The sequence below is a fragment of the Meridianimarinicoccus zhengii genome, assembly GCF_003254465.1.
GTDB lineage: Bacteria > Pseudomonadota > Alphaproteobacteria > Rhodobacterales > Rhodobacteraceae > Meridianimarinicoccus > Meridianimarinicoccus zhengii.
Map to the genome: position 1 here is coordinate 1 of NZ_QDFI01000020.1, position 13,621 is coordinate 13,621.

10 protein-coding genes are annotated in these 13,621 nt (G+C 65.9%); 6 read left to right on the forward strand and 4 right to left on the reverse strand.

Features of this window, described 5'->3' with window-relative positions:
* Positions 1 to 148: 148 nt before the first annotated feature.
* The 3 genes from DDE13_RS08525 to cobA form a co-directional block, all read right to left on the reverse strand.
* Entirely contained in the window at positions 149 to 1,396 is a 1,248-nt protein-coding gene (locus DDE13_RS08525; protein ID WP_111403427.1) for an MFS transporter, read from the reverse strand.
* A 182-nt stretch (positions 1,397 to 1,578) separates the two neighbouring features.
* Positions 1,579 to 2,901, reverse strand: a complete 1,323-nt coding sequence (locus DDE13_RS08530; RefSeq protein WP_111403429.1) for a cobyrinate a,c-diamide synthase — start codon at positions 2,899 to 2,901, stop codon at positions 1,579 to 1,581.
* A 92-nt stretch (positions 2,902 to 2,993) separates the two neighbouring features.
* Positions 2,994 to 3,860 carry a uroporphyrinogen-III C-methyltransferase gene (gene cobA, locus DDE13_RS08535; RefSeq protein ID WP_111403521.1) on the reverse strand — a complete coding sequence of 289 codons (867 nt, stop codon included), beginning with the start codon at positions 3,858 to 3,860 and terminating at the stop codon, positions 2,994 to 2,996.
* A 126-nt stretch (positions 3,861 to 3,986) separates the two neighbouring features.
* Here cobA and DDE13_RS08540 point away from each other — a divergent pair, with 126 nt between their 5' ends.
* From DDE13_RS08540 to DDE13_RS08565, 6 genes are all read left to right on the forward strand, one after another.
* On the forward strand, positions 3,987 to 5,045 hold the full coding sequence (locus DDE13_RS08540) for a cobalt-precorrin-5B (C(1))-methyltransferase (RefSeq protein WP_111403431.1): 1,059 nt from the start codon (positions 3,987 to 3,989) through the stop codon (positions 5,043 to 5,045).
* Positions 5,042 to 5,794 (forward strand): cobalt-precorrin-6A reductase, encoded by a 753-nt coding sequence (locus DDE13_RS08545; protein ID WP_111403433.1) that lies wholly within the window; start codon positions 5,042 to 5,044, stop codon positions 5,792 to 5,794. Before DDE13_RS08540 ends, DDE13_RS08545 begins: the two co-directional genes overlap by 4 nt.
* Positions 5,776 to 6,405 carry a DNA-3-methyladenine glycosylase family protein gene (locus tag DDE13_RS08550; protein WP_111403435.1) on the forward strand — a complete coding sequence of 210 codons (630 nt, stop codon included), beginning with the start codon at positions 5,776 to 5,778 and terminating at the stop codon, positions 6,403 to 6,405. The genes DDE13_RS08545 and DDE13_RS08550 overlap by 19 nt, the downstream gene beginning before the upstream one ends.
* Positions 6,402 to 7,073 carry an alpha/beta hydrolase gene (locus DDE13_RS08555; protein WP_111403437.1) on the forward strand — a complete coding sequence of 224 codons (672 nt, stop codon included), beginning with the start codon at positions 6,402 to 6,404 and terminating at the stop codon, positions 7,071 to 7,073. The genes DDE13_RS08550 and DDE13_RS08555 overlap by 4 nt, the downstream gene beginning before the upstream one ends.
* Before the next feature lie 177 nt (positions 7,074 to 7,250).
* Positions 7,251 to 7,835: an HNH endonuclease gene (locus DDE13_RS08560; RefSeq protein ID WP_111403439.1), complete on the forward strand. Its 585-nt coding sequence runs from the start codon at positions 7,251 to 7,253 to the stop codon at positions 7,833 to 7,835.
* A 369-nt stretch (positions 7,836 to 8,204) separates the two neighbouring features.
* Positions 8,205 to 9,287 carry a DUF262 domain-containing protein gene (locus DDE13_RS08565; protein ID WP_111403441.1) on the forward strand — a complete coding sequence of 361 codons (1,083 nt, stop codon included), beginning with the start codon at positions 8,205 to 8,207 and terminating at the stop codon, positions 9,285 to 9,287.
* Positions 9,288 to 10,068: 781 nt separating this feature from the next.
* Here DDE13_RS08565 and DDE13_RS08570 read toward each other — a convergent pair.
* Complete coding sequence (locus DDE13_RS08570; RefSeq protein ID WP_111403443.1) at positions 10,069 to 13,503, reverse strand: pyruvate carboxylase; 3,435 nt, start codon at positions 13,501 to 13,503, stop codon at positions 10,069 to 10,071.
* Between the last annotated feature and the right edge of the window lie 118 nt (positions 13,504 to 13,621).

A 13,621-nucleotide genomic window follows, 5' to 3' on the forward strand; every position in this document is an offset into this window, starting at 1 on the left:
CTCGCCCCGGCATGGCGTGCCCGCGCGATCCTGTCCCGCGCCGCCGCGCAACCGGCGCGCGTCGCCGCCGGCACCCTGCCGGAATCCGAGGCGCGCAAGCGCTGGGGCCTCCTGCTGACCGGGCTCGCGGGCCGGATCTAGCCCGCCGTCAGTCCTGCGGCCGCAGCGCCAGCCAGATCAGCGCGCCGCCCGCCAGTGTCAGGAACGGCACCATGGCGATGTTCACCGCCGACCAGCCCGCCACCGGATCGCCCCCGGTGCAGTTCATCAACCCGCCCGACGCCAGCGACGCAACGGTCACGCAGCCGAACACCAGCATGTCGTTCAATCCCTGCACGCGGCCCCGTTCCTCGGGCGCATGGGCCTGCGACAGCATCGTCGTCGCCCCGATGAAGCCGAAATTCCAGCCCAGCCCCAGCAGGATCAGCGCCACGAAGAAATTCTCCACCGCCACGCCCTGCAACGCCACCACGCCGGCGGCGCCCAGAATGGCCAGCCCCAGCGCCACGATCCGCCGCGCCCCGAACCGCGCGATCAGGTGGCCGGTGAAGAAGGACGGCGCGAACATCGCCAGCACATGGGCGGTCACGATATCCGCCGCCAGCCCCTCGGAAAAGCCGCAGCCCACCACCGCCAGCGGGGTGGAGGTCATGACAAGGTTCATCAGGGCATAGCTCACCATCCCGCAGATGATGGCGACCGCGATCACCGGCTCGCGCAGCAACTGCAACCGGCTCCGCGCGGGCAGGGCGCCCGCATCGGGCGGCGGCGGCTTCGGCACGTCCAGCAGGAAGAACAGCGCCATGCCCAGAATGTTGATCGCGATAACCGTAGCATAGGTGCCCAGGAACGGCACCCCTGTCAGATCCACGGTCACCTTCACAAGCTGCGGGCCGACGATGGCCGACACCAGCCCCCCCGCCATGACATAGGAAATCGCCTTGGGCCGGAACCCGGCGCTCGCCGTGTCGGCGGCAGCGAACCGATAGAACCCCTGCGCCGACATGTAGACGCCGGTCAGGTAGGATCCGCCAAGAAACATCAGGAACGACCCCTGCGACAGCGCCAGCACGCAGACCGCCGACCCGATGGCCCCCCCTGCCGCGCCGATCTGGAACCCCGCGCGCCGCCCATGCATCTGCATGAACCCGCTCAACCACTGCGCGCTGGTCATGGCCCCGAAGACGATCATCGCGATGGGCAGCGTTGCAAGGCAGGCATTGGGCGCCAGCATTTGCCCCGCCAGCCCGCCGATCACGAAGATCATCGGCATCTGCGCGCCCAGAAGCGCCTGCGCTGCCACCAGCACGGCGACATTGCGCTTCGCGCGCCGGTCGTCGGGGGCGGCAGAAGCAGGTTCGTCGGTCTCGTCGGGCGCGGGGATATCTGTGCTCATGCAGGCGACTTACATCGCGCCGCCCGAATACGAAAGGCGGCAGCACCGCACAGACGGACCGCCGTGACCCCACACGGACGCGCAGACCCGGCCCCACGATCTTCCGTCCCGAAATATCCCCGCCGGAGGCCCCGCGCGTCGCAGGCGCGCATGACAACGCGTGCGCCCCAGGCGTGCGGGGCTCAACCGGCCGCCCCGTCGATCACATGGGCGAATGACCCGGCCACGCGGCCCGCGCGCAGCCCCATCGGGGCGCGCGCCACGCCCGCTGCATCCTGCGCGCTGAACAGCGGGTCGCCGGTCTCCAGCAGCGTAGTGGCATAATGGAACTCGTGCGCCCACCAGTCCCCTGCCATCGGGCCATCCACGGCACGCACCCGGCGATAGCCCAGATGCAAGCGCCGCGCGGCAAAGCTCGTCTCCAGCCGCAGCAGCCCCGCCATGGCGTGCCGGGTGCCATCCGCATCGACCAGCCCGTCGCCCAGAACCATGTAGCCGCCGCATTCGCCGTAAACCGGCACGCCCGCCGCCGCCGCCGCGCGCAGGCTGCCCATGAATCGCCCCGCGGCGGCCAGCCGCCCCGCATGCAACTCGGGATAGCCGCCGGGCAGGAACACGAAGCCCGCATCGGCGGGCACCGGGTCATCGGCCAGCGGCGAGAACGGCAGCACCTCGGCCCCCTGCGCGCGCCAGTCGGCCATCATGTGCGGATAGGCGAACCCGAAGGCCACGTCGGACGCCACCGCGATCCGCTGAGCGGGCGGCGCGATGCGCGGGGCCGCTTGCGCCCATGGCAGGGGGGCGGCCGCCAGCGCGACCAGCGCGTCCAGGTCCACCGCCGCCGCCATCGCCGCCGCGGCCCGGTCGAGAAATTCCTCAAGGTCGCCGCATTCCGCAGCCTGCACCAGCCCGAGGTGCCGGGAGGGAGTCGAAAGCCCCACGTCGCGCGGCACGGCCCCCAGAACCGGCAGCCCCAGCGGGTCCAGCGCCGCGCGCAACATCGCCGCATGCCGGTCGCTGCCGACCCGGTTCAGGATCACCCCTGCAATCCGGACGCTTGGATCATGCCGCGCGAATCCCGCCACCAGCGGAGCCACCGATTGCGCCATCTTCGCGGCATCCACCACCAGCACCACGGGCAGCCCCAGCGCACGGGCGAGATCGGCACTCGATCCGCGCCCGTCGGGCGGTGCGCCGTCGAACAGACCCATCGCGCCCTCAACGATCAGCAGCCCTGGCCCGCCCGCCAGCGCCTGCAGCCGTGCCCCGGTCATCGCCAGAGCATCAAGGTTGACGCACTCCGCCCCGCTCGCCGCCGCGTGAAAGCGCGGGTCGATATAGTCGGGCCCGGACTTGGCCCCGCGCACCGCGTGCCCCGCCCGCCGCATGGCCCGCAGAAGGCCCAACGTCACGGTCGTCTTGCCGCTGCCCGAGGCGGGTGCGGCGATCAGCAAACCGCCCCCGGCCGTGCTGGGCTGCTCTGGTGTGGGACCGGTCGATGCCATGTCAGGCGGCCGTGCGGGTCATTGCGGAGTCATACGGGAGTCATATGAAAGTCATACGCGAGTCATACGTCGGCGACCGGCCCACTGGCAGGTCAAGACGCCTCCGCCGGGCGGCCCCGTCCCAGCGGATCGGTATCGCGCGGGACGGCCCCGGCAGCCAATGCCTGCCAGTCCAGAACCTGCCGCATCAGCGCCGCGCGGCCTACGCAGATGATCGCGGGCGGCTCAAGACCCGCCGCCACAACGTCAGCCGAAACCCGGTCCAGCCGCGTCTCCAGCACCCGTTGCGTGGGCAGGCTCGCATCGGTCACCACTGCCACAGGATCGGCCGGATCGCGCCCGCCCGCCATCAGGTCGGCGGCGATTTTTCCTATATGTTTCAGGCCCATGTAGATCACGATGACCTGTGCGGCCTGCGCCAGCGCGGACCAGTTCACCGCCCCCGGCGCCTGCCCGCTCTGGTCGTGCCCGGTGACGAAGGCCACGGTCTGGTTCACGTCCCGGTGCGTGACCGGCACCCCCGCATAGGCCAGCCCGCCAATCCCCGCCGTGATGCCGGGCACGATGCGGATGGGGACACCGTGCTGCACCAGCGTCTGCGCCTCTTCGCCGCCGCGCCCGAAGACGAACGGATCGCCCCCCTTCAGCCGCAGCACGCGCCGCCCCGCGCGGGCCAGCTCCACCAGCCGCAACGAGATATCCCGTTGCAAAGGCGACGGTTTTCCGCCGCGCTTGCCCGCGTGGATGATCTCCACCCCCGGTTGCGCCCAGTCGAGGATCGCCGGGTTGCACAGCGCGTCATGCACGATCACGTCGGCCTGCCGCAGCGCGTTCAGCGCGTGCAGTGTCAGCAGGCCAGGGTCGCCCGGACCCGCGCCGCACAGCCAGACCCAACCGGGTTCGAGCGTCGGCATCGCGTCCGTCGCGGGCAGGTGGGGCAATGGGGTGTTTCCTGTCATCGCTCCCTTATGCCGCGTCGCGGCAGCGGGGAAAAGCGCCCAAGCGTCGCGCTTCGCGCAGTTCGCGACACGACGGGGCCATCTGCGCGCATTGCGGCGCGTCCCGCCCTGCGGCATGGTCGCGTCATGAGCGCCGATACCCCCAAACTGCGCCGTGGCTGGACCACGGGCGCCTGCGCGACCGCGGCCACATGGGGCGCGTTGGAACGGCTCTGGGGCGGGGCGTTTCCCGACACCGTGCAGTTGACCCTGCCGCGCGGCGAGACCCCGGTTTTCACATTGCAGGACAAGGAGATAGGGTCGGACTGGGCCGAATGCGGCGTGCAGAAGGACGCGGGCGACGACCCTGACGTGACCCATGGCGCGGTTATCGTGGCACGCGTGCGCGCAGCGGGGCAGGGAGTGACCTTCCGGGCCGGAGACGGCGTCGGCGTCGTCACCAAGCCCGGCCTGCCGATCCCCGTGGGCGACCCCGCGATCAACCCGGTTCCGCGGCAGATGATGTCCGAGATCGTGGCGGGCCTCGCCCAACGTCACCGCCAGCCCCCGAACGTGGAGATAACGATCAGCGTGCCGGGCGGGGCGGCTTTGGCCCTGAGGACATGGAACCCTCGGCTGGGGATCGAAGGGGGCCTGTCGATCCTCGGCACGACCGGCGTGGTGCGGCCCTATTCCTGCGCGGCCTGGATCGCGTCCATCCACCGGGGCATCGACGTGGCGGTGGCGGCGGGCCTGCCGCATGTGGCGGGCTGTACCGGCGCCACGAGCGAGCGGGTCGTGCAGGCGCTGCACGGACTGCCCGATCACGCGATGCTCGACATGGGCGATTTCGCGGGCGGGCTGCTGAAATACCTTGCCGCGCACCCGGTGCCGCGCATCACCATCGGCGGCGGCATCGGCAAGATCGCCAAGCTGGCGCAGGGCGCGCGCGATCTTCATTCGCGTCGGAGCCAGGTGGATTTCGCGGCCCTCGGCGCGATGGCGCGGGCGGCAGGGCTTGCAGATGTTGCGCAGGCGAATACCGCGCTGGAGGCGGTCGGTATCGCCGGACCGAAGCTTGCGGACCTCGTGGCATGGCGCGCCCGGGACACGGCGCTGGACATCCTGCGCGGCGCACCCGTTGCGGTGGATGTCGTGGTCATCGACCGGGCGGGGACCGTGCTGGCGCGCACGGACAGGCCATGACCGGCCCGGTCCTGCTGCTCGCGGGCACCGCCGAGGCCCGTGCGCTGGCACATGCGCTTGCCGCGATGCCCGGTCTGCCGGTCATCGCTTCGCTCGCCGGGGCCGTGCGCGCGCCTGCTCCGCTGCCCGTGTCCACGCGGGTCGGGGGCTTCGGCGGCGTTGCGGGCTTCGTGACTTGGCTCGCGACGCACCGCCCGCGCATGGTGGTGGACGCGACGCACCCCTTCGCGGCCCGGATCGGCCCCCGCAGCGCTGCCGCCTGCGCAGCGCGGGGTGTGCCCTACCTCCGTCTCCTGCGCCCGCCATGGGTGCCGGGGCCTTGCGACGACTGGACCGAAGTGGCACACGAAGAAGAGGTGGCCAGCATCATCCCGACCGACGCACGGGTATTCCTCGCCACGGGCGGCCAACGGTTGGATCGCTTCGCCGGACTGGCAGGGCGCTATGTGATCTGGCGCGGGATCGACCCGCGGGAGGGCTGCCCGATCCCCGGCGCGGTCTTCGTGCGGGGCCGACCACCTTTCCCTGAACCAGCAGAAAGCGCGCTGATGACCGACCACCGCATCGACTGGCTGGTGACTCGCAACGCGGGCGGAGATATGGGCCGCGCCAAGCTGGACGCGGCGCGGGCGCTTGGGGTGAAGGTGGCGATGATCGCCCGTCCGCCCGCGCCCGATGCGCCGACGGTCGGAACGGTCGATGCCGCATTGGACAGGATCCGCGAGGTCGCATGGACGAACGCATCATAGAAACCGAAGCCTGCATCGCCGAAGGGATGGCGCATCTGGCACGAACCGAGCCGCGTTTCGCCGCCGCCGTCGCGCGCACCGGACCGCCGCCCCTGCGCCGCCGCGACGACGGGTTCGCGGCGCTGCTGTCGGCGATCGTCAGCCAGCAGGTCTCCACCGCCGCCGCGTCCGCCATCTGGGGCCGGATGGAGGGAGCCGGCATGACTACGCCCGACGCGATCCTTGCCGCCGATGACGAGGCCCTGCGCACCTGCGGTCTGTCGCGGCAGAAGGTCCGCTATGCCCGCGCGCTCGCCGCCGCTGGCATCGACTTCGACGCCCTGCGCGCCGCGCCCACGCCCCAAGTCTGCGATACGCTCGTGGCCGTCCCCGGCATCGGCATCTGGACCGCCGAGATCTACGCGATGTTCTCGCTCGGCCGGGCGGATGTGTTCGCGCCCGGCGATCTGGCCTTGCAGGAAGGCGCGCGCATGGTGTTCGACCTGCCCGACCGCCCGCGCCCCGCCGCTTTGCGCGCCATGGCCGAGGCTTGGTCGCCGTGGCGCGCGGTTGCGGCGCGGCTTCTGTGGGCCTACTACGGGCTTGAAAAGCAGCGAGAGGGCATTCGATGACACGCGCACTCGACGCCGGGCGGCGCGCCCCGGCCAGCGGCCGGACGGGGCAGGTGGTGGTGTTCCTGCATGGCTATGGCGCCGACGGCAACGACCTGCTGGGACTGGCCGAGCCTCTCGCGCCGCACATGCCGGACACGGTGTTCCTCGCCCCCAACGCGCCGGAACGCTGCACGGTCAACCCGATGGGCTACCAGTGGTTCCCGATCCCGTGGATCGACGGATCGTCCGAGGAAGAGGCCGCGACGGGAATGCAGGCTGCAGGAGCGGACCTTGATGCATATCTCGACGGTGTGCTGGCGGACGAAGGCATCACCCCGGACCGGCTTACCCTTGTCGGGTTCTCGCAGGGCACGATGATGGCGCTGCATGTGGCGCCGCGCAGGGTGGCGCCCGTGGCGGGGATCGTCGGGTTCTCGGGCCGGCTGATGCAGCCCGACCTGCTGGCGGACGAGGTCGTGAGCCGCCCGCCGGTGCTGTTGCTGCACGGCGATCAGGACGACGTGGTGCCGCCGCAGTCGCTGCCGGAGGCGGCGAATGCGCTGACGGGGGCGGGGTTCGAGGTTTTCGCCCATGTCATGAAGGGCACCGCGCACGGGATCGCACCCGACGGGCTGAGCGTGGCGCTGGCCTTCATGCGCGACCGGCTGGGGCTGGAGGCCGGTTGATCCGTCTCGTGCGCCCGGTCGTCACGCGGGCGTTACACCGGCGGTGTAATCGGAGACTGCACCGCATCTTGCGGGGCTTGCCAGATGGCCGACGCCATATATAGTTACACACAGGATTGGGGCGGGTGTCCCGCCCCTGGGCCCGCAAGGGGCAGACAGGGCAGGGACGTGACACCGATGATCGCCGAGTTTCGAACCAGTTTCGTGAGAGAACCCAACAGCCTGCGGCACCACCCGGCGCTGGTGCTGAACGCGGACTACCGGCCGCTGTCATATTACCCGCTATCGCTGTGGCCATGGCAGGAAGCGGTGAAGGCGGCCTTCCTCGACCGTGTTGATATCATTGCGGAATACGACAAGGTCGTGCGCAGCCCGTCGACCGAGATCCGAATACCGTCGGTGGTTGTTCTTCGGGAGTATGTGAAACCTCAGAAGCGCGTGGCATTCACGCGCTTCAATTTGTTTTTGCGGGACGAATTCTCGTGCCAGTATTGCGGAGCGACGGGGGATCTGACGTTCGACCACGTGGTGCCGCGGGCCCGCGGGGGGATCACCAGCTGGGAGAACGTGGTGGCCGCCTGCGGCAAGTGCAACCTGAGCAAAGGGTCCAAGACCTTGAAACAGGTGGGCTTTTCCCTGCGCAAACCGCCGCGCCAGCCGGGGGCGGAGGAGCTGCGGAACCTTGGCCGCAAGTTCCCGCCGAACCACCTGCACCACACCTGGCTCGATTTCCTGTACTGGGACGCCGAGCTGGATCACTGACCCTTGGGGCCGTGACGGGGCATATGAATCGCATATGACTCCCATATGACTTTCGTATGACTCCTGTCGGAGTGTTGTAAGAGTTCCGTAGGAGTCGGCCGGGCACGCCCGGACCTGCTCCCCGCGCCGTGGCGCCGCTGCGCACCGATCGGCTCAAGATTGGAGTGCCACCACGATTAGCTGATCTGGATAGGAGACAGTGGGGCAGTGCGATGTCCCTCAGTTTCGTGGGCGCTGAGTGCCATGACCATGGAAGTCGAGTAGACTTGATCGTCAGTGATGCTGCCCTCCACCATGTGATCAAACAGCGTTTTGCAATAACGTGTGATTTCGACTACCTATAAGCGAGCAACGATAGCATTGGCGGTCATGAAAATGAAGATAGACAATAACAACTATAGCATTTTGGAGATAATCCAAATGCTCGATCGGCGAGAGCTAATAGTTAATAAGGACTATCAGAGGGGCTCGGGATTATGGCCTGTAGCGGCTAGAGCATTCTTCATTGATACAATAATGGAGAGTTTTCCATTTCCTAAAATTTACATGTATGAATATCTTGATAAACCCTCTCGTGGAATACAGAGAGAGATTGTAGACGGCCAGCAACGAATTAACGCGATTGTTGGATTCTTCCGCGGCGAGTTTCCCTTGCAGGCTGAGGGTCCGAATAAGGGCTTAAAATATAACGATCTGGACGATGAACACCAAGAAAAGTTTCTTTCGTACGCCGTGTCTGTTGACGTAATTAGAAATGCTGGGCGCGCTGATATTCTACAGATGTTCCGAAGAATGAATGCCTATACTATGCCGCTCAATGATGCTGAAAAGCGTCATGCTGGTTTTCACGGCGCCTTTAAATGGTTTGTTAACGAGCTGGCAGATGAGCTAAGCGAGTTCTTTGTTGAGTTTGGGGTTTTTACAACAAAACAAATCACTCGAATGGGTGATGCTAGTTTAATAGCTGACTGGATACTTGCGCTCGAGCGAGGTGTGATTTCCACGAGCGCATCCGATCTTAATGCATTATATAAAAAGTATGACGAGGATTTTGAGAATGCAGCACTATATCGCGAAATTATACTCAGCACAATTGATTATATAACGGAAAATCTTGGCGAGTTGAGGAGGTCACATATGATGAAGCCATATGCTTTACATTCTCTGTTTACGGCACTTGTGCATAATCGATATGGTATCGCTGCAATCGAGAGAGAATGGAAAGTTTGGCCAATTGGAGACTTCGCCGATAGCAACGTTCCTGTTGCATCTGTTCTCGGCGAAATGGCTGCTGCTCATGAAGGCAAAGATACTGAGGGACCCCACAAAAAGTATGTTTGGGGATGCTTGAGTACTACAGACCGCCGCCCTCGACGTACTGCTCGAGTCGCGGCTATCTTAAGGGAGTTAGGCGCAACTGTACCGGAAATTGTGGATGCCGAGCTCGCTTAACAGCATTCGCAATCGATTCCTCAGACGACTTAAGGTGGTCGACAGTGCCTTCGAGCGGCACCTTGTTTCGCCAGTTGTGAAATTTCGCTCGGATCGTTACGCACTGCAAGACGGTTTAGTCTCCCATCTTTGGCAGTACTGGAGTGCTTTTTGCAGGGAAGTTGTAATAGCTTCGGCCCAAGGCGCTATTACTAAATCTGGCGTAATGACAACATCGCCGTTTGCGGAGCTAACGCAAGCTGAGATAGCCTACGTCGCGATGAGGCTTGCCAAGGGTAATTCGATTGGGCGGATACGGGCATTAACTGGTTCGCACCTTGAGCCAACTTGGGGTGACATATCAAAACTAAGTTTGATTGCCGGGGGTATTGATAGTTCAAATCGATCTGCGTTACTTACAGCCTTTGGAGTCGCATCAAGTATTCAAGACTTACAGCTGTGCCGAAATGCTTGTGCGCATGTCAATCTCGAGAGTTACCGAAGGTTCCGTGGTGCAAGAGTTAGGTATATTCCACAAGGGTTTGCACACCCTTCAGAGTTGATGTATTGGGTCGTGCCCTCCACAGGAGACTTTGCTTGGCGCTCGTGGATGGACGAATTGGAGATTATTTCAGATTTTGCGATAGTATAAAAGCAAGCTGTAACCACTTCGTTTTCTGCGGTTCAAGTGAACGATTGCGGAGGATTAAGGAGCGGCCTCGGTCAGAGCACCACGCTCGTTTTGCATCTGTTTTCCTATCTCGTTTATCGATCACCCTGGGTGGGGCGACGTCTTCACCCCTCACCCAAACTCCACCAGTAAATCCTTCGCGTCGATCTGGGCGCCGGGCGTAACGAACACCGCCTTCACCGACCCGTCGCGGTCGGCGTTCAGGGCGGTTTCCATCTTCATCGCCTCGATGGTCATCAGCAGATCGCCCTTGCGGACCGTCGCCCCCGCTTGCACGGCCACGGACGCCACCACGCCGGGCATGGGGGCGCCGAGATGCGCCGGGTTGGCCGGGTCGGCCTTGGGGGTCGCGTCCTTGGCGGCCTTGGCGCTGCGGTCGGGCACGCGGATCACGCGGGGCTGGCCGTTGAGCTCGAAGAACACCCGCACCTCGCCGTCATCATGGGTCTCCCCCATAGTCTGGAGGCGGATTTCCAGCGTCTTGCCCGGGTCGATCTCGGCCGAGATCTCGTCGCCCGGTTCCATCCCGTAGAAGAAGACGCGGGTGGGCAGGGTGCGCACGGGGCCGTAGATCGCGTGGCGTTCGACATAGTCGTCGAAGACCTTGGGATACATGAGCGCGCTGTTGAGATCCTCGTTGTCGATCTCGACCTCGTGGCGGGTTTCGAGATCGGCGCGGATGGATTCGAGATCGGCGGGGGGCAGGAAGGCGCCGGCGCGTTCGGTCAGGGGTTCGGCGCCGCGCAGGACCTTGCGCTGGATCGCCTCGGGGAAGCCTTCGGGCGGCAGGCCGAGATTGCCCTTCATCATGTCCACGACCGAATCGGGGAAGGAGACATCGGTATCGGGGTCCTCCACCTGTGCGCGGGTGAGGCCCTGGGAGACCATCATCAGCGCCATGTCGCCCACGACCTTGGACGACGGCGTGACCTTGACGATGTCGCCGAACATGCGGTTCACGTCGGCATAGGTGCGGGCGACCTCGGGCCAGCGGTCCTCAAGCCCGAGGGAGCGGGCCTGCGCCTTGAGGTTGGTGAACTGGCCGCCCGGCATCTCGTGCAGGTAGACCTCGGAGGTGGGGGCCTGCTGGCCGGTCTCGAAGGCGACGTACTGGGCGCGGACCTCCTCCCAGTAATCCGAGATGGCGCGGATGGCGTCCATCGAGAGGCCCGTGTCGCGGTCGGTGTGGTGGAGCGCCTCGACGATGGAGCCGAGCGTGGGCTGGGAGGTGTTGCCCGAGAGCGCGTCCATGGCGGCGTCGGCGGCGTCCACGCCCGCCTCGGCGGCGGCGAGGATGGTGGCGCCGCCGAGGCCGCTGGTGTCGTGTGTGTGGAAGTGGATGGGCAGGCCGACCTCGTCCTTCAGCGCGCGGATGAGGATGCGGGCGGCGGCGGGTTTCAGGAGGCCCGCCATGTCCTTGAGCCCGAGGATGTGGGCGCCGGCGTCGCGGAGTTCGCGGCCCATGGTGGTGTAATACTTCAGGTCGTACTTGGCGCGGTCGGGGTTCAGGATGTCGCCGGTGTAGCAGATGGTGCCTTCGCAGAGCTTGCCGGATGCGAGGACGGCATCCATGGAGACGCGCATGTTCTCCACCCAGTTGAGGCTGTCGAAGACGCGGAACACGTCGATGCCGGTGTCGGCGGCTTGCGCCACGAAGGCTTGCACGACGTTGTCGGGGTAGGTGGTGTAGCCGACGCCGTTTGCCCCGCGCAGGAGCATCTGGGTCATCAGGTTCGGCATGGCGGCGCGCAGGTCGCGCAGGCGCTGCCAGGGGCATTCCTGCAGGAAGCGGTAGGCGACGTCGAAGGTGGCCCCGCCCCAGCATTCGACGGAGAAGAGACCCGGCAGGTGGGCGGCATAGGCGGGGGCCACGCGGATCATGTCGATGGAGCGCATGCGGGTGGCCAGGAGCGACTGGTGGCCGTCGCGCATGGTGGTGTCGGTGAGCAGGAGGTGCTTCTGCGCGGCCATCCAGTCGGCGACGGCCTGCGGCCCCTCGGCTTCGAGAAGCGTGCGGGTGCCGGGGGTGGGTTCCTGCGTGATCCTGGGCGGGCGCGGCGGGGCGACCTTGGCGGGTACGGCACGGCCCTTGGTTTCCGGGTGCCCGTTCACGGTGATGTCCGCGATGTAGGTGAGGATCTTGGTGGCCCGGTCACGGCGCGCGGCGAAGTCGAAGAGATCCGGCGTCGTGTCGATGAACTTGGTGGTGTATTCGTTGTTCAGGAACGTGGGGTGCTTGAGCAGGTTTTCCACGAAGGCGATGTTGGTGCTGACACCGCGGATGCGGAATTCGCGCAAGGCGCGGTCCATGCGGGCGATGGCCGCTTCGGGCGTCGGCGCCCAGGCGGTGACCTTTTCCAGCAGGCTATCGTAATAGCGGGTGATGACCGCGCCCGAATAGGCGGTGCCGCCATCGAGCCGGATGCCCATGCCCGTGGCCCCGCGATAGGCGGTGATGCGGCCGTAGTCGGGGATGAAGTTGTTCTGCGGGTCTTCGGTCGTGATCCGGCACTGCAGGGCGTGGCCGGACAGGGTGATGTCTTCCTGCCGGTCCATGCCGGTGGCTTCGGCCAGCGTTCTGCCCTCGGTGATGAGGATCTGCGCGCGCACGATGTCGATGCCGGTGACTTCCTCGGTCACGGTATGTTCGACCTGCACGCGGGGATTCACCTCGATGAAATAGAACTGGTCGGTGTCCATATCCATCAGGAACTCGACCGTGCCCGCGCACTGGTAGTTCACATGGGCGCAAATCTTGCGGCCCAGCTCGCACAGTTCCGCGCGCTGTTCGGGGGTGAGGTAGGGCGCGGGGGCGCGCTCCACGACCTTCTGGTTGCGCCGCTGGACGGAGCAGTCCCGTTCGAACAGGTGATAGATCGCGCCGTGCTGGTCGCCGAGGATCTGCACCTCGACGTGCCGGGCGCGCAGGATCATCTTTTCAAGATAGCCTTCGCCGTTGCCGAAGGCCGCTTCGGCCTCGCGCCGGCCGGCCTTGACCTTTTCCTCCAACTCGTCGGCATTCTCGACGGGTCGCATCCCGCGCCCGCCGCCGCCCCAAGACGCCTTAAGCATCAGGGGATAGCCGATCTCGTCAGCCTCGGCGCGGATCGCGTCCCAGTCGTCGGCCAGCACCTCGGTCGCGGGGATGACGGGCACGCCCGCTTCGATCGCCACGCGCCGCGCCGACGCCTTGTCGCCAAGCGCGCGCATGGTTTCCGCCTTCGGCCCGATGAATGCGATGCCGTTGGATTCGCAGGCTTCCACGAAATCGGGGTTTTCGGACAGCAGACCGTATCCGGGGTGGATCGCGTCCGCGCCGCAGGCCTTGGCCACACGGATGATCTCGTCGATGGACAGGTAGGCGGCCACGGGACCCAGCCCTTCGCCGATCTTGTAGGCCTCGTCGGCCTTGAACCGGTGCAGGCAGAGCTTGTCTTCTTCGGCATAGACCGCAACCGTGCGCTTGCCCAGTTCGTTCGCGGCCCGCATCACCCGGATGGCGATTTCCCCGCGATTGGCGATCAGCAGCTTCTTGAAGTTGCGCATGTGTGGCCGGTCCTTCCTGTCATCGTTACGGATTCTGTAAACCGTTCCGAAATCCACCACAACGCGGTCGCGTCCTGCGTGGCACCCCGCGCCGGGTGTTCCGCCTGCGGCCATTGTC